The sequence below is a fragment of the Streptomyces sp. NPDC031100 genome (assembly GCF_055570785.1).
The window spans coordinates 1-19,979 of the sequence record NZ_JBVIGN010000011.1 but is presented as its reverse complement, the minus strand read 5'-3'; the positions used below and the strand labels follow the sequence as shown (position 1 = coordinate 19,979).

The 19,979-nt window shown below is 70.9% G+C and carries 15 protein-coding genes and 1 rRNA gene; 7 read left to right on the top strand and 9 right to left on the bottom strand.

Annotated elements, in window-relative coordinates; genetic code table 11:
- Positions 1-214 precede the first annotated feature (214 nt).
- The gene (gene secA / locus ACZ5DS_RS28470) at positions 215-3,028 is read right to left on the bottom strand and encodes a preprotein translocase subunit SecA (protein ID WP_468243867.1); all 2,814 of its coding nucleotides are present in this window, start codon (positions 3,026-3,028) and stop codon (positions 215-217) included.
- Positions 3,029-3,281: 253 nt separating this feature from the next.
- Here secA and ACZ5DS_RS28465 point away from each other — a divergent pair, with 253 nt between their 5' ends.
- Positions 3,282-3,854: a GNAT family N-acetyltransferase gene (locus tag ACZ5DS_RS28465; RefSeq protein ID WP_468243864.1), complete on the top strand. Its 573-nt coding sequence runs from the start codon at positions 3,282-3,284 to the stop codon at positions 3,852-3,854.
- A 64-nt stretch (positions 3,855-3,918) separates the two neighbouring features.
- Positions 3,919-5,121: a winged helix-turn-helix domain-containing protein gene (locus ACZ5DS_RS28460; RefSeq protein WP_468243861.1), complete on the top strand. Its 1,203-nt coding sequence runs from the start codon at positions 3,919-3,921 to the stop codon at positions 5,119-5,121.
- A gap of 3 nt (positions 5,122-5,124) precedes the next feature.
- Here the strand turns inward: ACZ5DS_RS28460 and ACZ5DS_RS28455 are convergent, their stop codons facing one another.
- From ACZ5DS_RS28455 to mtnA, 7 genes are all read right to left on the bottom strand, one after another.
- On the bottom strand, positions 5,125-5,871 hold the full coding sequence (locus ACZ5DS_RS28455; RefSeq protein WP_468243858.1) for a response regulator: 747 nt from the start codon (positions 5,869-5,871) through the stop codon (positions 5,125-5,127).
- Between the two features lie 204 nt (positions 5,872-6,075).
- Positions 6,076-6,768: a ribosome hibernation-promoting factor, HPF/YfiA family gene (hpf, locus tag ACZ5DS_RS28450; protein WP_468243855.1), complete on the bottom strand. Its 693-nt coding sequence runs from the start codon at positions 6,766-6,768 to the stop codon at positions 6,076-6,078.
- 314 nt (positions 6,769-7,082) lie between these two features.
- The gene (locus ACZ5DS_RS28445; protein ID WP_468243853.1) at positions 7,083-7,922 is read right to left on the bottom strand and encodes a ComF family protein; all 840 of its coding nucleotides are present in this window, start codon (positions 7,920-7,922) and stop codon (positions 7,083-7,085) included.
- Positions 7,923-8,070: 148 nt separating this feature from the next.
- Positions 8,071-9,906, bottom strand: a complete 1,836-nt coding sequence (locus ACZ5DS_RS28440) for an LpqB family beta-propeller domain-containing protein (RefSeq protein ID WP_468243850.1) — start codon at positions 9,904-9,906, stop codon at positions 8,071-8,073.
- Entirely contained in the window at positions 9,896-12,001 is a 2,106-nt protein-coding gene (gene mtrB, locus ACZ5DS_RS28435; RefSeq protein ID WP_468243848.1) for an MtrAB system histidine kinase MtrB, read from the bottom strand. Before mtrB ends, ACZ5DS_RS28440 begins: the two co-directional genes overlap by 11 nt.
- A gap of 1 nt (position 12,002) precedes the next feature.
- Positions 12,003-12,692, bottom strand: coding sequence for a two-component system response regulator MtrA (gene mtrA / locus ACZ5DS_RS28430; protein ID WP_191870552.1), 690 nt, complete (start codon positions 12,690-12,692; stop codon positions 12,003-12,005).
- Between the two features lie 156 nt (positions 12,693-12,848).
- A complete protein-coding gene (gene mtnA, locus ACZ5DS_RS28425; RefSeq protein WP_468243844.1) occupies positions 12,849-13,991 on the bottom strand; it encodes an S-methyl-5-thioribose-1-phosphate isomerase in 1,143 nt (380 codons plus the stop codon).
- 140 nt (positions 13,992-14,131) lie between these two features.
- Between mtnA and ACZ5DS_RS28420 the strand changes: the two genes are divergently transcribed.
- The 5 genes from ACZ5DS_RS28420 to ACZ5DS_RS28400 are packed head-to-tail and all read left to right on the top strand — an operon-like array spanning position 14,132 to position 19,793.
- Positions 14,132-15,514, top strand: coding sequence for a DUF7847 domain-containing protein (locus tag ACZ5DS_RS28420; protein ID WP_468243841.1), 1,383 nt, complete (start codon positions 14,132-14,134; stop codon positions 15,512-15,514).
- A gap of 4 nt (positions 15,515-15,518) precedes the next feature.
- Positions 15,519-16,301, top strand: coding sequence for a DUF4129 domain-containing protein (locus tag ACZ5DS_RS28415; RefSeq protein WP_468243838.1), 783 nt, complete (start codon positions 15,519-15,521; stop codon positions 16,299-16,301).
- The gene (locus tag ACZ5DS_RS28410; protein WP_468243835.1) at positions 16,298-17,494 is read left to right on the top strand and encodes a DUF4350 domain-containing protein; all 1,197 of its coding nucleotides are present in this window, start codon (positions 16,298-16,300) and stop codon (positions 17,492-17,494) included. The genes ACZ5DS_RS28415 and ACZ5DS_RS28410 overlap by 4 nt, the downstream gene beginning before the upstream one ends.
- Positions 17,494-18,483 carry an AAA family ATPase gene (locus tag ACZ5DS_RS28405; protein ID WP_468243832.1) on the top strand — a complete coding sequence of 330 codons (990 nt, stop codon included), beginning with the start codon at positions 17,494-17,496 and terminating at the stop codon, positions 18,481-18,483. Before ACZ5DS_RS28410 ends, ACZ5DS_RS28405 begins: the two co-directional genes overlap by 1 nt.
- A complete protein-coding gene (locus ACZ5DS_RS28400; RefSeq protein WP_468243829.1) occupies positions 18,483-19,793 on the top strand; it encodes a DUF58 domain-containing protein in 1,311 nt (436 codons plus the stop codon). Before ACZ5DS_RS28405 ends, ACZ5DS_RS28400 begins: the two co-directional genes overlap by 1 nt.
- A gap of 100 nt (positions 19,794-19,893) precedes the next feature.
- Here the strand turns inward: ACZ5DS_RS28400 and rrf are convergent.
- Positions 19,894-19,979 (bottom strand): 5S ribosomal RNA (rrf, locus tag ACZ5DS_RS28395); the annotation flags it as partial.

Genomic DNA, 19,979 nt, shown 5'->3' with positions numbered 1-19,979 from the left:
GTGCGGCTGGGGCGGCACGGGTGGGCGATGGGGGTCCCCCCGCTCAAGCGAAGCCGAGAGTGGGAGGCACCTTGCCAGCGCGGGCAAGCGAAACCCACCCCCCGCTCAGCCGCAGCCCAGAGCACCAAAACAACGCCCCCGCACCACAGCCAAAGGGCCGGGCCCCCAAAGGAGACCCGGCCCACAATCACCGGCTGACGCACCGCAGGTCAGATCACTTCCTGCGACGCCGCCCACCCTTCGCCTGCCGACGCCGCTCAGCCCGCGTCAGCCCATCCGACTCGGACCGCACCGGCTCGTCGTCCTCGAGGTCGCGCTCCAGGATGCCGCCCTCACCGTCCACGGTCGGCGCGGAGAAGTGCATGTCCCGCCGCTGCGGAACATCCAGCCCCTTGGCCCGGATCTCCGGACGCGCGCCCGCCTGCGCCGGCACCGTGTCCTGGACGACACCCTCCGCCACCGGCTGGGCCTCCTCGACCGGGACCTCCTCGACCTGCTGCTCGACCTGGACCTCCAGGTTGAACAGGTAGCCGACGGACTCCTCCTTGATGCCTTCCATCATCGCGGTGAACATGTCGAAGCCCTCGCGCTGGTACTCGACCAGCGGGTCCTTCTGCGCCATCGCGCGCAGGCCGATGCCCTCCTGGAGGTAGTCCATCTCGTAGAGGTGCTCGCGCCACTTGCGGTCGAGGACCGACAGCACGACCCGCCGCTCCAGCTCCCGCATGATCTCGGAGCCGAGCTGCGCCTCGCGCGCCTCGTACTGCTCGCGGACGTCGTCCTTGATGGACTCGGAGATGAACTCGGCGGTCAGACCGGCCCGGTCGCCGGCCGCCTCCTCCAGCTCCTCGATGGTGACCTTCACCGGGTAGAGCTGCTTGAAGGCACCCCACAGCCGGTCCAGGTCCCAGTCCTCGGGGAAGCCCTCGGCGGTCTCCGCACCGACGTACGCGTCGATCGTGTCGTCCATGAAGTGCTGCACCTGCTCGTGCAGGTCCTCGCCCTCCAGAACGCGGCGGCGCTCGCCGTAGATGACCTCGCGCTGCCGGTTGAGCACCTCGTCGTACTTCAGAACGTTCTTACGGGTCTCGAAGTTCTGCTGCTCGACCTGCGACTGCGCGGACGCGATCGCGCGCGTGACCATCTTGTTCTCGATCGGCACGTCGTCCGGCACGTTCGCCATCGACATCACGCGCTCGACCATCTGGGCCTTGAAGAGCCGCATGAGGTCGTCACCGAGGGAGAGGTAGAAGCGGGACTCGCCCGGGTCGCCCTGACGGCCGGAACGACCGCGCAGCTGGTTGTCGATGCGCCGCGACTCGTGCCGCTCGGTACCCAGCACGTACAGGCCGCCGAGGCTCTCGACCTCTTCCTTCTCGGCCTTGACCGCCTGCTCGGCCTTCTCCAGGGCGGCGGGCAGGGCGTGCGCCCACTCCTCGATGTGCTCCTCGGGGTCGAGGCCGCGCTGGCGCAGCTCCGCCTCGGCGAGGTCCTCTGGGTTGCCGCCGAGCTTGATGTCCGTACCACGGCCGGCCATGTTGGTGGCCACCGTCACGGCGCCCTTGCGGCCGGCCTGGGCGACGATCGTCGCCTCGCGCTCGTGGTGCTTGGCGTTCAGCACCTCGTGCTGGATGCCGCGCTTGCTGAGCTGCTGGGAGAGGTACTCCGACTTCTCGACGGACGTCGTGCCGACGAGGATCGGCTGGCCCTTCTCGTGCTTCTCGGCGATGTCGTCGACGACCGCCTCGAACTTGGCCACCTCGGTGCGGTAGATCAGGTCCGACTGGTCCTTGCGGATCATCGGCTTGTTGGTCGGGATCGGGACCACGCCGAGCTTGTAGATCTGGTGGAACTCGGCGGCCTCGGTCATGGCCGTACCGGTCATGCCGGAGAGCTTGCCGTAGAGGCGGAAGAAGTTCTGCAGGGTGATCGTGGCGAGCGTCTGGTTCTCGTCCTTGATGTCCACCCCTTCCTTCGCCTCGATCGCCTGGTGCATGCCCTCGTTGTAACGGCGGCCGGCGAGGATACGGCCGGTGTGCTCGTCGACGATCATGACCTCGCCGTCGATGACGACGTAGTCCTTGTCGCGCTTGAAGAGTTCCTTGGCCTTGATGGCGTTGTTCAGGTAGCCCACGAGCGGGGTGTTCACCGACTCGTAGAGGTTGTCGATGCCCAGCCAGTCCTCGACCTTGGAGACGCCGTTCTCGTGGATGGCGACCGTGCGCTTCTTCTCGTCGACGTCGTAGTCGCCGGTCTCCTCGACGCCCTTGAGCGGGTTGCCCGCCTCGCCCTTCTTCAGGCGCGTGACCAGCTTGGCGAAGTCGCCGTACCACTTGGTGGCCTGGTCGGCCGGGCCGGAGATGATCAGCGGCGTACGGGCCTCGTCGACCAGGATGGAGTCGACCTCGTCGACGATGGCGAAGTTGTGGCCGCGCTGCACCAGCTCGTCCTGGGACCACGCCATGTTGTCGCGCAGGTAGTCGAAGCCGAACTCGTTGTTCGTGCCGTACGTGATGTCGCACTGGTACTGCTCGCGGCGCTGGGCCGGCGTCATGTTGGCCAGGATGCAGCCGACGCTGAGACCCAGGAACCGGTGGACGCGGCCCATCATCTCGGAGTCGCGCTCGGCCAGGTAGTCGTTGACCGTGACGATGTGGACGCCGTCTCCGGAGAGGGCGTTCAGGTATGCGGGCAGCGTGCCGACGAGGGTCTTGCCCTCGCCGGTCTTCATCTCGGCCACGTAGCCGAGGTGGAGGGCGGCGCCGCCCATCATCTGCACGTCGTAGTGGCGCTGGCCGAGGACGCGCTTGGCGGCCTCGCGGACAGTGGCGAACGCCTCGGGGAGCAGGTCGTCGAGGCTCTCACCGTCGGTGTACCGCTGCTTGTACTCGTCGGTGAGGGCCCGCAGCTCGGCGTCGGAGAGGTCGACGAAGTCCTCTTCGATGGAGTTGACCTGGTCCGCGATGCGGTGCAGCTTGCGCAGGATCTTGCCTTCGCCTGCACGCATGATCTTCGAGAGGACGGACACGGGGGCTGGTCTCCTTGCCGGTCGGGCCTGGGACGGTCGGTTTTTCTTCGGACGTACTGAGCAACGGCCATCGTATGCGAGGACCCGGCCGCGCCGGGAGGCCTGGCGGCTCGACGGCTGCTTCATACGGTCCAACGGGCGGGGCGCGCGGATAGTGCCGCGTCGCTCCAACTAATTGCGCGAATTGTGATCACATGCTCACACACTGCGAAAAGCCCTGGCGTCGCACCGGTCACCCGCACAGAATCGGCCGATGGAACCCGTCACGCTCGCCACCGACCGTCTCGTGTTGCGCACTGTCGGCCCGGACGACACCGAAGCGGTGTACGAGGCCGCCCAGGACCCCGCCATGCAACGCTGGATCTCGCAGTTCCCGTCGCCCTATCTCCGCGAGCACGCCGAGAGCTTCACCGGACAGATGGTGCCCGACGGCTGGGCGCACGACTCGATGTTCGTTTTCGGCGTGTTCCTCCCCCGGGGAGAGCTGACGGGGATGCTCGGCATCACCATGCGCGCGCTGGGTGTCGGCGAGGTCGGCTTCTGGGCCGTCAAGGACCACCGCGGCCGCGGCTACATCACGGAGGCCGCTCTCGCCGCCGCCCGCTGGGCCTTCACCGCGCTGTCCGTCGACCGCCTGGAGTGGCGGGCGGAGGTCGGCAACGGCCCCTCGCGCGCGGTGGCCGAGCGCGTCGGATTCACGATCGAGGGCACGCTGCGGTCGGCCATCAACAACAAGGGAGTGCGCCGGGACTGCTGGGTGGGTTCCCTGCTCCCGTCGGACCTGGGCCTGCCGTCGACAGCGCCGTACCTGCCCGCCCGGACCTGACCCCAACCCGGACGAAACCGCAGGTCATCCCGCATTGTCAGTGCCACCCTCTAGGGTCCGACGCATGACGACCCTGCCGCGCCCCACCACCACCCTCACCGCGGACGACGCCCGCCGAATCGCCCTGCGCGCCCAGGGCTTCCTCGGGGCGCCCGACCGGCGGTCCGGTGTCCGCGGGGTGCTCCGCCACCTCGGCGCGGTCCAACTCGACACCATCTCGGTCCTTGCCCGCTCCCACGAGCTGATCCCGTACGCCCGTCTCGGCGCGGTCGGCCGCAAGACCGTCGAGGCCGCCTACTGGAAGCCTGCATCCGTTGGCGCGCCTCCGGTGCGACCCCACGCCTTCGAGTACTGGTCGCACGCGGCGTGCATCCTCCCGGTCGAGGAGTGGCCCCACTTCGCGTTCCGCCGCCGCGCCTACCGCGACCGCCCGCACTGGAACCACCAGCTTCCGGACGGCGCCTACGAGCAGGTCATCAAGCAATTGCGCGCGGAAGGCCCGCTGACGGCCACGGAGTTGGGCGGTGCGAAGAAGACCAGCGACTGGTGGGACTGGTCCGGCACCAAGGTCGCCGTCGAGCGTGCGCTGATGTACGGCGAGGTGGTGTGCGTCGAGCGCCGCGGCTGGAAGCGGGTCTACGACCTCGCCGAGCGCGCGATCCCGGACGCGCTGCTGCACGACGACATGGACGACACCGAGTGCGTGCGCCGTCTGGTCCGGCTCGCCGGCGAGGCTCTGGGCGTCGGCACGCGCGCGGACATCGCCGACTACCACCGCCTCAAGGGCGAGCAGGTCGACGCGGTGATCGCCGACTCGGGTCTGGTGCCGGTCGAGGTGGAGGGCTGGGGCAGGCCGGCCTGGGCGGACCCGGCGGCCCTCGCCGCCCCGCCGCGCGGCCGTCACCGCACCACGCTGCTGTCCCCGTTCGACTCCCTGATCTGGGAGCGGGCGCGCACGGAGCGGATCTTCGGCTTCACCCATCGTCTGGAGGCCTACGTCCCCAAGCCGAAGCGGGTCTACGGCTACTTCGCGATGCCGGTCCTGGCCGGCGGCCTGCTGGTCGGCCGAGTCGACCCGGCCCGCGAGGGGCACACGCTGGTGGCCCGGCAGGTCACCCTGGACGGCCCGAAGGCGGTCCCGGCGGTGGCACAGGCCCTGGTCGAGGCGGCGAGCTGGGTGAACTGCATGGACGTCCGCGTGGAGCGCGTCGACGCACCCGAACTCCGCGAGCCCCTGACCAGGGAACTCGCCATCCTGCTCGGCTAGGAGCTAGCGGATCTCGAGGATCTTCTCCCGCATCGCGTAGACCACCGCTTCCATCCTGGAGTGCAGCTGCAGTTTCTCCAGGATGTTGCGGACGTGGTTCTTCACGGTGTTCTCGGAGATGAACAGCTCCTTGGCGATGTCCCGGTTGTTCATCCCGGTGGCGACGAGCTTGAGGACCTCCAGCTCGCGATCGGTCAGCCGCGGCGCGGGCACCAGTCGGCGTTCGTCGGTGCGCTGGATCATCGACTTGAACTCGGTGAGGAGTTTGGACGCCATGGACGGGCTGATCTGCGACTGCCCGTCAGCCACCGCACGAATGGCGGTGGCCACCTCGTCCGTGGAGATCTCCTTGAGGAGGTATCCGGTCGCGCCCGCCTTGATCGCCTCGTAGAGGTCGGCCTCTTCGTCGCTGATCGTCAGCATGATGATCTTCGCGCTGGGGGCGACCTCCTTGATGGAGGTGCAGGCCTCGATCCCGCCCCGCTTGGGCATCCGTACGTCCATCAGCACGATGTCGGGCAGCAGATCCGCGGCCTTGTCGACGGCTTCGGCGCCGTCGCCCGCCTCGCCGACGACCTGGATGTCCTCCTCGGCCGCGAGCACGATCTCCAGGCCACGGCGGAAGAGGGCGTGGTCGTCCACGACCAGGACCCTGATCGGCTCCTTGCGCGAGGAGCCCGCGTCCGGGCCGGTGCCCATGACACCGTCGTCGGCGTCAGCGTCTCGCATCGGTCCGAAGGTGTCCGCCATCGTTCCTCCCCCTGAAGGCTGTGGCCTGTGGTCCTGTGCCATCGCCAACCCAAGGCAGCGGCCCACCGGTTGGGCCGGTCCGGTCATGATTTCATGCCCGGACGACACCGAGGTGACGAGCGGGGCGCGAACTGGTCGCACACCGGTGCCCCTGGGGGCGCACACGCGCTCCCAGGGGCACCGGCTCAGCTTCGGCCGGGTGGGTCAGCCACCCAGCGTGCCCCCTGCCGCCGGGGACTGCGCCTCAGCGACCATCGGGTCCGTGCTGAGGTGGATGACGCCGTAGTCGTAGGCGTGGCGTCGGTAGACGACGCTCGGCTCCTTGGTCTCGGAGTCGACGAACAAGTAGAAGTCGTGGCCGACCAGTTCCATCTCGTAGAGGGCCTGGTCGAGGCTCATCGGGGAGGCGACGTGGGTCTTCTCGCGGACGATCAGGGGTCCTTCGCCCTTGACCTCCAGCGAGCCGATCTTCTTGGTCGGCACTCCGTCCGACTCGTCCTCGTGGACGGGGAGGCCGTTGCCGTTGAGCGTCGCTGCGCCCGGGACATGGTCGGGAACCTCGGCCGCCGAGATCCGGCGGGCGCCGCGGCGCGAGAAACGCTTGTCGTGCTGCTTGCGCAGCCGGGCGTCCAGCTTCTCCGCCGCCAGGTCGAGTGCCGCGTACGGATCGCTGGCCGCTGCCTCCGCCCGGATCACCGGACCGCGGGAGCGGAGCGTGATCTCCACTCGGTCACACCGGTCGGCCTGACGGGGGTTGGGCTCCTTGGACACCTCGACGTCGAGGCTGATCACCTTGCCGTCGAGCTTCTGGATCTTCTCCAGCTTCAGCTTCTCGGCCACGTGCTTGCGGAACCGCTCGGGCACCTCGGTCTTGCGGCCCTTGACGACGATGTCCACGCAGAACTCCGTTCCCGGATCGCTCCGCTCCAGCGGCGGAGCATCTCCCTTTTGCACCAGGTTCCGGTGAGCCCCGGAACCTCGGACTCGGTGACTTCCACCTCCTCCTCCCCCATGGGCAAGATCTCCACCCTGACGCCGCGGGTGATTGCGGATAACCCGCAGCACGGCATTCGGATATGAGAGGTGTGGCCTGCGCCTTTCCTCACAACCGAACATATCTCGCCCGGACGGATGTCGTCACCCTCTACCGCGGCGTACCTCCGTTCAGGTGAATTGACCCTCTCACTACCTGCAACGATGCAGGTACATACTCAGTTCCTGTTTATTTCGAAAGAATCCCGAGGAGCGGCGACCACGGCCGCACGGAGCACCTCTCCGACGGCGTCCGACGCCGCCATTTCCGGTGCACCATGCACCCACCTCTCCCTCACCCGCCATACACTGATCCGTCGTTCCCCCCTTCCTTCCCGAGAACCATCCTCATACACGGTCGTACCCCCATCGCGGCGAAATCCGGCACCCTCCCGCAGGGCCCGCGCCGCCTCCGCGAGGCTCGCGCCCGTGGTCATCAGGTCGTCCACCACCACGACCCGGCCGCCGCCGAGCAGCTGTGCCCCGTCGACCGTCACCTCCAGCGCGCCCGCCAGGTTCTCCAGGCGCTGCCGGGCGTCGAGCCCCGCCTGGTCGGCCACGGCCCGCCGCTGCCGCAGCACGGCGGCCACCCGGGCCGACGTCCCGGTACGCCGCAGCTCCCTGGCCGCCGCGAGCGCCATCCGACGCACCGGATCATGCCCACGTGCCCGCACGGCCCACCGTGCGGAGGGCACGGGGACGAGCACCACGGTGCCCGGCCCGCCCGGCCCCAGACTCGCGCGCACAGCCCCCGCCAGGGCCGTGCCCAGGGCCCCCGCGAGCGCCAGCGCGCCCCGCTCCTTGTGGGCGAGGAGGAGAGCACGCACCTCCCCCGCGTAAGCAGCCGCCGCATGTACCACCGGCAGCCCGGGCGGCTCCGGGACCGGCCGCGCCCGCCACGGTGCGGCTCCGCCCAGGGCGCCGCGGCACCGCGGACACAGCTCCGTACGAGGTGCCCCGCAGCCTGCGCACTCGGCCGGCAGCACCAGGTCGGTGAGGTCCTGCCACCACACCCGCATGCCCACCACTGTGCCGTCGCCCGGGACGACCGGCCACCCCTGTGGAAAACGCCCTGTGGACACTCTCGAAGAATGCCCGAGGCTCATCACCCACACGAGTGATGAGCCTCGGGCATTCTTCAAGCAGGGCTCTCAGCAAACAGGGCTCTCAGCCCGGATAGACCGGCGCCGTCCCGTCCTTGTCCACCTTCTGCCACTGCGCCCCGGACGGCAGTCGTACGATCCCGTCCTCCGAGTAGGCCACCAGCGGCACCCGTTCGTCCTCGGACGCGGCGATCGCCTTGACACCCGACAGGGCCGCGGGCGCCGGACCGTCCAGCGTGGAGCCGTCGACCTGGACGTACCGCATCTGATGCACGCCCCCCTGCTCCAGGCCGACCACGACGAGTCTGCTGTCCCCCGCCCAGGACATGGCGGTGACCTGCTCCAGGTCAGGCGCGGCCGAGCGCAGTCCGACGACCGCGGGGTGTGCCCCCGACTGGTCCTCGCGCTCGATCCGGCCGATGAGCAGCGACTGCTTGTCGTCCTTCTCCACGACCAGCGCGACCCGCACCCCGTCGGCGGCCACCCGCACGTCCTGGATACGTCCGGACAGGTCCGGGATGGTGACCTCCACCGGCTTGCCGACGCCCTGCTCCAGGGCGTACAGCTTCGGACGGCGAGGGTCGCGGTCGGCCACCCACAGGTCGCCGCGGGCGTCCCAGCTGGGCGTGGTCAGCCGGTCGGTCGCGGTCGCCCCGTGGCTGATGACCACCGGCTCCCCGAGCGAACCGCCCGACGCCAGCGAGGCCACGTACAGCCCCCTGCCATCGGCGCCGACCCCGGCCACGGTGTGCTCGTCCCGCGAGACGGCCACCGACTGCAGCGCCCTCTCGCCCTCCCCGAGCGGGCCCGGCACCGGAACGGCGCTGGTCCCGGCGCTCCCGGTCGGCAACCTCACCAGCCGGTGCTTGCCGTCGAGGAAGTACAGGTACTCGGGGCGCTGCGCCGAGGCGTGCCAGGCGGCGGAGTCGGCACGCTCCTCGGTGAGGTCGCACAGCCGGTGTCCGCCGGGCCCTTCCAGCTCGACCGACTCGAGCGTCGGCATCAGGTTCCGCAGCGTGAACAGCAACTGGGTCGCCATCTCCGTGCACTGGGCGGACCCCACCCGGGAGGCCTTGGAGTTCAGTGGCACCGTCAGCCTGTTCTGGTCGTCCGGCGTCAGCCCCGACGCGCCCTTCTGCAAGGCCGTTCCGGTCGGGAAGCTGGACCTGACCACCGGCTCGAGCCAGCCGGTGGGCCCGCTCAGCAGCGACTGCACCACCTGGGTCATCGGGTCCACCTTGCCGCGGACGAACACCGGGTCGGCGACCGCGACCGGCTGCCCCGTGGCCCCGACGGTCGTGGTGGAGGCGAAGTAGTACTTGTTGACGGACGTGTAGTTGCGCTGGAAGTCCGACTTGCCCATGACGACGCCCTGGGGCAGCGAGTCGATGCGCCACTGCCCGCTCTTCGCGTCCTTCGTGAGGTGCACCTTGTTGCGGTACGACCCGTCGGCGGGCGCGTACGCCTGCTGTGCGTCGACGGTGGCCACCCTGTTGCCCGTCAGGACGAAGGTGAGGCTGTCGGTCGGCTCCCGGCCGGCCGGCTGGTGGTCGTCGGCCACGATGCTCGGCCCGTTCGCCAGAACGGTGGCCGACTTCTCCGGCCGCCACACGCGCGCGGCATCGGCGGTCAGATACTTCCGCGCGGTGTCGTACTGCGGATCGTCGCTGGTCAACGCCTCCAGGAAGCCCTGCATGATCTCGCCGGGCTGGGCGTCCTCGGCGGGCGGCATGGCGAACACGCGCACCCCGGTGTCCTGCCGCGGCGTGGACTCGACGTCCCGAAGGTCCCCGCTGTCGGGCATCGAGGCACACCCGGCCAGCAGGACGACCCCGCAGGCCACGTAGGCCACCGCGCGTCCCGGCCTGCGCCGGACGCCCCCCTCGCGGTCAGCGCCCACGAAATGCCTCCCCTGGCTCGGTCGAGTCCTTCGCCCCGGCCGCATCCGTACGGCCGGCGTCTGTGCCGGGTGCCGGACCGGCCGCGGGCCTGTCCTCGGGGCGCCGTGTTCCGCCCGTGGGCCGGGGAACCACGCGCGCGCCATTGCCGTTGCCGGGCAGCGCGGTCGGGTCGGCGGCGGGGGTGACCGCGGCCAGCCGCGGAGCGATCGGGGCGCGCGCCGGCAGCGGCGGGACCTGGCCGCCGCCCGACTGCACCGGAACGGTGGCCCGCTTCTCCTCGCCCTCGCGGGGCAGGCCGGCGTCGTCGAGTCCGCGGTTGCGCCGCGAGTCCTTGGGCTCCAGGGGTATCGGCGAGCCGCGCAGCGGTTCGTCCGCGGTCCGCGGCAGCGTCAGCCGGAACTGGGAGCCGCCCCCCGGCTCACCCCAGGCCTGGAGCCAGCCGCCGTGCAGCCGGGCGTCCTCCAGGGCGATCGACAGCCCGAGGCCCGTACCGCCCGTCGTACGCGCGCGTGCCGGGTCGGCCCGCCAGAAGCGGCTGAAGACCCGGGTCGCCTCGCCGGGCTTGAGCCCGACGCCGTAGTCGCGCACCGCGATGGCGACCGCGCCACCCGCGGAAGCGAGCTTGACCACGACGTCCTTGCCCTCGCCGTGCTCGACGGCGTTGACGACGAGATTGCGCAGGACGCGCTCCACCCGCCGGGCATCGGCCTCGGCGACCACAGGCTGCTGGTCGCCGACGACGCGTATGTGGGTGCCCTTGCGCTCGGCCAGCGGCTCCGCCCCGCCGACCACCCGCCGCACGACCTCCCTGAGGTCTATCGGCTCGGCCTCCAGCGCCGCCGCGCCCGCGTCGAAGCGGCTGATCTCCAGCAGGTCCGCGAGCAGCGACTCGAACCGGTCCAGCTGGTCGGCGAGCAGCTCCGCCGACCGCGCCGTCACCGGATCGAAGTCCTCGCGGGCCTCGTGGATGACATCTGCGGCCATCCGTACGGTCGTCAGCGGTGTGCGCAGCTCGTGCGAGACGTCGGAGACGAACCGCCGCTGCATCCTCGACAGGTCCTCCAGCTGCTGGATCTTCAGCTGAAGGTTCTGCGCCATCTTGTTGAAGGCCTCGCCCAAGCGGGCGATGTCGTCCTCGCCGGTGACCTTCATCCGCTCCTGCAGCCGCCCGGCGGACAGCCGCTCCGCGATCCCGGCCGCCATCCGCACCGGCGTGACGACCTGCCGGACCACCAGCCAGGCGATGGCGCCCAGAAGGACGACGACGAAGAGCCCGGCGGTCGCGAGCGTGCCCTTGACCAGGCTGAGGGATTTCTCCTCCTGCGTGAGCGGGAAGAGGTAGTACAGCTCGTACGGGTGGCCGTTGGGGTCGTTGACCTGCTTGCCGATGACCAGCGCCGGCTGGGAGTCCTTGCCGTTGGAGTAGACGATCCGCGTGTAGCTCTGGGCGGCCGTCGTACTGCTGTTGATCCGGTCGCGCAGGTCGGCGGGCACGCTGGAGGAGGGGTCGACGTTTCCGGAGCCGCGCGGACTGCGCCCGCCGCCGCTGTCGTCGCCCACAGGCAGCGTCACGACGTCGAAGGCGCCGGCGCCGCCGCTGGAGAGCGACTCCACGAGGTCGCTCATCCACTGGATGACGTTCTGCGACTGCCGTCCGTCGGCCGTGGCGGTGCCATCGCCGCCGTCGCTACCCGCGCCGGTGCCACCGGCGGCCTCGTCGGCCTTCTGCTTGGCCACCGCGAACCCGCCGGTGGCCTGGCTCTGCGACGCCTTCACCTTCGCGTCCAGCAGGCCGTTGCGCACCTGCCCGATCACGACGAAGCCCAGCAGCAGGACGACGCCCAGCGACATCACCAGCGTCGTGGCGACGACCCGCAGCTGGATGTTGCGCCGCCACAGCCGCATGACGGGCAGCAGCGGGCGGCGCACCCAGCGCATGAACAGACGGACGACCGGGCTGCCCTGGACCCCGCCTTGCAGCAGCCCGCCCTCGAAGAGGCGTCCCCAGGACGAACCCGCCGCCTTCCGGCCGACGGACCGCCCCGGACGGGCCCCCGACGGTCCGGAGGCCGAAGCGGTCCTGTCCCCGGACATGTCAGCTCGGTCCGGCCTTGTAACCGACACCACGGACGGTCACCACGATCTCCGGCCGCTCGGGGTCCTTCTCGACCTTGGAGCGCAGGCGCTGGACGTGCACGTTGACCAGGCGGGTGTCGGCGGCGTGCCGGTAGCCCCATACCTGCTCCAGCAGCACCTCACGCGTGAACACCTGCCACGGCTTGCGCGCGAGCGCGACCAGCAGGTCGAACTCCAAGGGCGTCAGCGCGATCGACTGGCCGTCCCGCTTCACCGAGTGCCCGGCCACGTCGATGACCAGGTCACCGATGGTGAGCTGCTCCGGCGCCGGCTCCTCCGACCTCCTGAGCCGCGCCCGGATCCGGGCCACCAGCTCCTTCGGCTTGAACGGCTTGACGATGTAGTCGTCGGCGCCCGACTCCAGGCCCACGACGACGTCGACCGTGTCGCTCTTGGCCGTGAGCATCACGATCGGCACCCCGGACTCCGCCCTGATCAGGCGGCACACCTCGATACCGTCCCGGCCGGGCAGCATCAGGTCGAGCAGCACCAGGTCGGGCTTGGTCTCACGGAAAGCGGCCAGCGCCTTGTCGCCGTCGGCTACGAAAGACGGCTCAAAACCTTCACCACGCAGCACGATGCCGAGCATCTCGGCCAGTGCGGTGTCGTCGTCGACGACAAGGACTCGTCCCTTCATAAACGACATCATCCCATTCTCGTAACAGTGACAGAGGCGCTGGTGAGCGAGGTCACTGGCCGGTGACGATAGTCGTACGGGGCCGTCACTGTCTGCCCCGAGATGCGAGAGCGCTGTACCGCCCTTGCATCGGCCGCCCCGTGATTCCGTGAGTCCGAGGCGCCGCCCCTAGCCGATCGTCACCTGCCGCGACCGCGCACACAGCTCCGCGAGCGCCTCGGCCGTCACCGGTGACACGACCCCCTCCTCGGTGACGATCGCCGTCACCAGCTCGGGAGGCGTCACGTCGAACGCCGGGTTGTAGGCCTGGGTCCCCAGGGGAGCCACCGGAATCCCGCTCCCTGCCCCCGTCGCCGCCCCCTGGGGCGGTATGACCTCGGTCACCTCGAACCCGGGGCGCTGCTCGACCTCGATGGCCGCGCCGTCCGGCGTCTGCGGATCCACCGTCGTCACCGGCGCCACCGCGATGAACGGCACATGGTGGTAGCGCGCGAGCACCGCGAGCGGATAGCTCCCCACCTTGTTCGCCACCGAACCGTCGGCCGCGATCCGGTCCGCCCCGATCAGCACCGCATCCACCTCACCCGCCGCGAACAGCGAACCGGCCGCGTTGTCGGTGAGCAGGGTGTACGCCATGCCGTGGCGGGCCGCCTCGTACGCCGTCAGACGGGAACCCTGCAGCAGCGGGCGCGTCTCGTCCACCCACAGCCGCCGCAGCCGCCCCTCCCGGTGCGCGGCGAGAGCCACCGCGAACGCCGTCCCTTCCCCGCCCGACACCAGCGATCCGCTGTTGCAGTGGGTCAGGATCCGATGCCCGCCACCCGGCAGCAGCTCGTCCAGCAGCGCCCGGCCGTGCGCGGCCATCCGGGCGCTGGCCTCGGCATCCTCCCGGTGCAGCGTCCGCGCCGCCTCCAGCGCCGCGGTCGCCGCCGCGCCGGGGTCGCCGGTCCTCGCCAGCTCCGCAAGGTGGGCGGACTCGGCCCTGCGCACCCCGACGGAGAGGTTCACCGCGGTGGGCCGGGCACCCTCGAGCGCCCGCGCGGCCTCCTCGACCTCGAAGCCCCGCGCGGCGGCGAGCGCGACGCCGTACGCCCCTGCGATCCCGAGCAGCGGCGCACCGCGCACGGCGAGCGAACGGATCGCCTCCACCAGCGCCGATGCGTCCGTGCACACCAGCTCGACCTCTTCGGCGGGCAGTCTCGTCTGATCGAGAAGGACCACTACGGGGCCTTCAGGTGGTTCCTCCCATCGGATCACGGGGATCTCGGTCGGCCGCTTGTCCTCGCCGGATTGCGCCTGCTGATCAGCCATGCGGTCAGTCTGCCCCGGATCCGCCGGACAAATGAAGGAGTGCAGCGCCTACCGCGGCCGGTCACGAGATGACCACCCCATGGCACGATGTTGGCCAACCTGCCGCCGCGACCGCGGACGGGCACCGTGAAGGAGCTTCGATGACTGACACTCCGGGCTGGGCCTCGCCCGGATCCGACCCGTCGTCCGACGGGCGGGAACCCGGCGCGTCCGGCCCCGCCGAGCCCGCCGACCGTCCTGACCCCACCGGCGCCGCCGAGCCGGCCGCACAGCCTGGCATAGGCCCGCAGGGCCCAGGCACGAAGTGGTCCGACGAGCAGCCCCCACCCGCCCAGTGGTCCGCGCCCACGGGCCCGCCGAGCCCAGGCCAGGCCCCGCCACCCCCACCGCCCGGCCCGGGCTGGGGCGGCGCGCAGTCCGGCGGGCAGGGAGGCGGCCCGTACGGCGGTCCTCCCGGCGGCTACGGCGGTTACGGCAACCCCGGCGGCCATGGGGCCTGGGGCGGCGGCTGGGGCGGTCCCCCGCCCGCGGCCAAGCCCGGCGTCATCCCCCTGCGTCCGCTCGGCGTCGGCGAGATCCTCGACGGCGCCGTCTCCACCATGCGCACCTACTGGCGCACGGTCCTCGGCATCTCGCTCACGGTCGCGGTCCTCACGCAGCTGGGCGTGATCCTGCTGCAGGGCTTCCTGCTGAACGACAGCGAAACCACCGACGCCCTCAACGACCCCAGCTCCTCGGCGAGCGAAGTGCTGCGGGCCGTCGGCGCGCTCATGGCCGGCACCGGTGTCGTCGCGGTGATCACCGTCGTCGGCACCATCATCGCGACCGCCCTGCTCACGACGGTCACCAGCCGAGCCGTGCTCGGCAAGCCGGTCAGCGCCGGCGAGGCCTGGCGGGACGCCCGCCCGCAGGTACCGAAGCTGTTCGGTCTGCTCATCCTGCTGGGCCTCATCTCCGTCGGCGTGGTGCTCGTCGGCGCGCTCCCCGGCATCATCGTCGGCGTCTCCGGCGGAAACGAGGGAGCGACCCTCGCGCTGCTCATCCTCGGCATCCTCGCCGCCGTCGTCGTCGCGGTATGGCTGACGGTCCGCTTCTCCCTGGCCTCGCCCGCTCTGATGCTCGAGCGACAGAGCATCGTGAAGTCGATGAGCCGCTCCGTGAAGCTGGTGCGCGGCTCCTGGTGGCGCGTCCTCGGCATCCAGCTGCTCGCCGGGATCATCGCCAACATCGTCTCGTCCCTCGTCGTGATCCCCTTCGCCCTCATCGCGGCCGCCGTCAGCGGCGACGGCACGGCAAGCCTCTTCGCCACCAACACCCAGAGCCCCGGCTGGGCATTCCTGATCATCAGCGGCATCGGCTCGGTGATCGGCTCCATGCTCACGCTCCCGATCAACGCGGGCGTCACCGTGCTCCTGTACATCGACCAGCGCATCCGCCGCGAGGCCCTCGACCTCGAACTGGCCCGCGCCGCGGGTGTCCAGGGCTACGGCGCCGGCGCTCCCGGCCCTGTCCCGGGGAGCTGATGCGGTGAGCCTGACGGGGGGAGTTCTCACGGCCGCACCGGCCCTGCCGGGCGCGGCCGGATCGGCCGTACGAGTCCTGCTGGGCGCCGCGCACAGCACCGGTCTGGCGGCCGGCGTCTCGGGCGACGAGCCGCCCGTGACCACTCCGCGCGATCCCGCGCGGGAGGCGGCGCGCCGTGAGCTGTCCAAGCACATGTACCACGAGAACGACCCCAGCCTCATCCAGCGCGCCCTGAACGCCTTTTGGGACTGGCTGGACAGGCTGCTCAGCGCGGCCGCGTCGGCGACACCCGGCGGCATGCTCGGCCTGGTCGTCGTGGTCCTGTTCATCATCGCCGTCCTGGCCGCCCTGTGGTGGCGCCTGGGCACCCCGCGCCGCCAACTGGTCTCCGCGGCAGCCCTGTTCGACGACAGCCCGCGCAGCGCCGCCGACCACCGCGCAGCTGGCGAGGCACACGCCGCCCAAGGCCACTGGAACCAGGCCGTCCAGGAACGGATGCGGGCCATCGTCCGCTCCCTGGAGGAGCGGACCCTGCTCGACGTGCGGCCCGGCCGCACCGCCGACGAAGCGGCAGCCGAGGCCGGCCGCACCCTCCCCGCCCACACGGACCGACTGCGCGCCGCCGCCCGGGAGTTCGACGACGTCACATATGGCGGGCGCAGAGCGAGCGAGCAGTCGTACCAGCGCATCGCCGAACTCGACCGCGACCTGGAGCGCAGCCGACCGACGCTCGCGACGAGCGCCAGCAGCACGGCCCACCACACCAGCCAGGGGGCCGCCCAATGACCGCCGAGGCCACGCTGCCCACCACCTCGACGTCGCCCACCGCCCGCCAGGTGTGGACTCGCGCGCGAGGCATCGTCCTCGCTGTCGCACTGATCCTGGTCGCGGCCGTCGCGATCGCCGCCGTCCGCTCCCAGACCCGGCACGGCGAACTCGACCCGCGCTCCGTCGACCCCTACGGCAGCCGCGCCGTCGCCGAACTCCTCGCCGACCGGGGCGTGTCCACACGCGTGGTCACCTCCCTCGACGCGGCACGCGCCGCCGCCGGACCGGACACCACACTTCTCATCGCCGTCCCCGATCTTCTGACCCCCCGTCAACAGACCAGGCTGCACTCGGCGACGGCGGAAGCCGGCGGCCGCACCATCCTCGTCGCCGCCGGCAGCTCGTCCGTCGAACGACTCGCCCCCGGGGTCACCGCGGACCCCGCCACCAGCTTCGACTCGACGCTCACCCCCGACTGCACCCTGCCCGAGGCCCGGCGCGCGGGCAGCGCCGACACCGGTGGCATCCGCTACACCACCACCCACCTCGACGCCGACTCCTGCTACCCCAGCCAGCGCCTCGCCACCCTGCTGCGCCTCCCGGCGGCCTCCGGAGGCGGCGACACCATCGTGCTCGGCGCGCCCGACATCCTCTTCAACAAACGCCTCGACAAGCAGGGCAACGCCTCGCTCGCCCTCCAACTCCTCGGCTCCCGCCACCATTTGGTCTGGTACCTCCCCTCGCTCTCCGACACCTCCGCCGCCGAATCCGGCGAACGGAAGAGCTTCCTCGACCTGATCCCCTCGGGCTGGCTCTGGGGCACCCTGCAGCTGTTCATCGCCGCAGCCCTCGCCGCCTTCTGGCGGGCACGCCGGTTCGGCCCCCTCGTGCCCGAAAAACTCCCCGTCGCGATCCGCGCCTCCGAAACCGTCGAAGGCCGTGCCCGCCTCTACCGCAAGGCCAACGCCCGCGATCGCGCGGCCGCCGCTCTCCGCTCCACCACCCGCACGCGCCTCGCCCCCCTCGTCGGCATCCCCGTCGCCCAGGCGCACGCGCCCGAAGCCCTGCTCCCCGCCCTGTCCGCCCACCTCCACGGCGACGGACAGACCCTGCACGCCCTTCTCTTCGGACCGCCGCCCGGCGACGACGCGGCCCTCATCGCACTCACCGACCAACTCGACGCCCTCGAAAGAGAGGTACGCCGTCCATGATGGACCCGACCACTGACAACGCCGGGAACACCGGGAACCCGGCCGCCGCCCGGGCCTCCCTGGAAACCCTGCGCACCGAGATCGCCAAAGCCGTGGTCGGCCAGGACTCCGCCGTGACCGGCCTCGTCGTCGCCCTCCTGTGCCGCGGACACGTTCTCCTCGAAGGAGTCCCCGGAGTCGCCAAAACGTTGCTCGTCCGCACGCTCGCATCCGCGCTCGAACTCGACACCAAGCGCGTCCAGTTCACCCCCGACCTGATGCCGAGCGACGTCACCGGCTCCCTCGTCTACGACACCCGCACCGCCGAGTTCTCCTTCCAGCCCGGCCCGGTCTTCACCAACCTCCTCCTCGCGGACGAGATCAACCGCACCCCGCCCAAGACCCAGTCCTCCCTGCTGGAAGCCATGGAGGAACGCCAGGTCACCGTCGACGGCACCCCGCGGCTGCTCCCGGAACCGTTCCTGGTCGCCGCGACCCAGAACCCGGTCGAGTACGAGGGCACCTACCCCCTCCCCGAGGCCCAACTGGACCGTTTCCTCCTTAAACTGACGATCCCTCTGCCCTCCCGCCAGGACGAGATCGACGTCCTCACCCGCCACGCCTCGGGCTTCAACCCACGCGACCTGCACGCTGCCGGCGTACGCCCGGTCGCCGGTCCGGCCGACCTCGACGCGGCCCGCGCCGCCGTCGCCAAGACGACCGTCTCCCCTGAGATCACGGCCTACGTGGTGGACATCTGCCGCGCCACCCGAGAGTCGCCGTCCCTCACCCTCGGCGTCTCCCCGCGCGGCGCCACCGCCCTGCTCTCCACCTCGCGAGCCTGGGCCTGGCTGACGGGCCGCGACTACGTCACCCCCGACGACGTGAAGGCCCTCGCCCTGCCCACCCTGCGCCACCGGGTCCAGCTGCGCCCCGAGGCCGAGATGGAGGGCGTGACCGCGGACTCCGTCATCAACGCCATCCTCGCTCACGTCCCGGTCCCCCGCTGATGGCGCTCACCGGACGCGCCGCCCTGCTAGCGGCCCTCGGCTCGATCCCCGTCGGCATCCTGGAGCCCGGCTGGACGGGCATCCTCGCGGTCAACGGTCCCCTGGCCCTGGCCTGTGCCTGCGACTTCGCGCTGGCGGCACCCGTACGACGGCTCGTCCTGTCCCGCTCCGGCGACACCTCCGCACGTCTCGGCGAGACCGCCGACGTCACACTCACGATCACGAACCCGTCCCGCCGCCTTCTACGGGCCCGCTTGCGCGACGCGTGGCCGCCCAGCAGCTGGCGGCCCGGCACCGAGATCGAAAGCTCCCGCCACAGCCTCACCGTCCCGCCCGGAGAACGCCGACGCGTGACGACCCGGCTACGCCCCACCCGTCGCGGCGACCGCCAGGCCGAGCGCGTAACGATCCGCTCGTACGGCCCCCTCGGCCTCTTCTCCCGCCAGGGCACCCACAACGTGCCCTGGACGGTACGAGTTCTGCCCCCGTTCACCAGCCGCAAGCACCTGCCGTCGAAACTGGCCCGACTGCGTGAACTCGACGGCCGCACCAGCGTGCTGACCCGCGGCGAAGGCACCGAGTTCGACAGCCTGCGGGAGTACGTCCCCGGCGACGACACCCGTTCGATCGACTGGCGCGCCACCGCCCGCCAGTCCACGGTGGCCGTCCGCACCTGGCGCCCCGAACGAGACCGCCACATCCTCGTGGTCCTCGACACCGGCCGCACCTCGGCCGGCCGTGTGGGCGACATCCCACGTCTGGACGCCTCCCTGGACGCGGCCCTGCTCCTCGCGGCCCTGGCATCCCGCGCCGGCGACCGAGTGGACCTGCTGGCCTACGACCGCCGGGTCCGTGCCCTGGTCCAGGGCCGCTCCGCCGGCGATGTCCTGCCGTCCCTGGTGAACGCGATGGCGACCCTGGAGCCGGAACTCGTGGAAACCGACGCCCGTGGCCTCACGGCGACTGCTCTACGGATGGCCCCTCGACGTTCCCTGATCGTGCTCCTCACGACGCTCGACGCAGCACCCGTGGAGCAGAGCCTGCTGCCCGTGCTCCCGCAGCTCACCCAGCGCCACACCGTCCTCGTCGCCTCGGTCGCAGATCCGCATGTCGCAGAGATGGCGCAGGCAAGGGGAAACGCCGATGCGGTGTACGAGGCCGCAGCGGCCGCTCAAGCGCAGAGCGAGCGCCACCGCACGGCGGAACAACTTCGTCGTCATGGAGTGACGGTCGTGGACGCGACGCCGGACGATCTGGCCCCAGCACTGGCGGATGCATACCTCGCGCTGAAGGCGGCCGGCCGACTCTAACCCGAATCGAATCCACCTCTGCCGCCCCCTTCGGGGCGGATCTGACCCCACAACGCAGAAAACCCCCGCATCTTCCGATGCGGGGGTTTTCTCAAATTTTGTTCGGCGGCGTCCTACTCTCCCACAGGGTCCCCCCTGCAGTACCATCGGCGCTGTGAGGCTTAGCTTCCGGGTTCGGAATGTAAC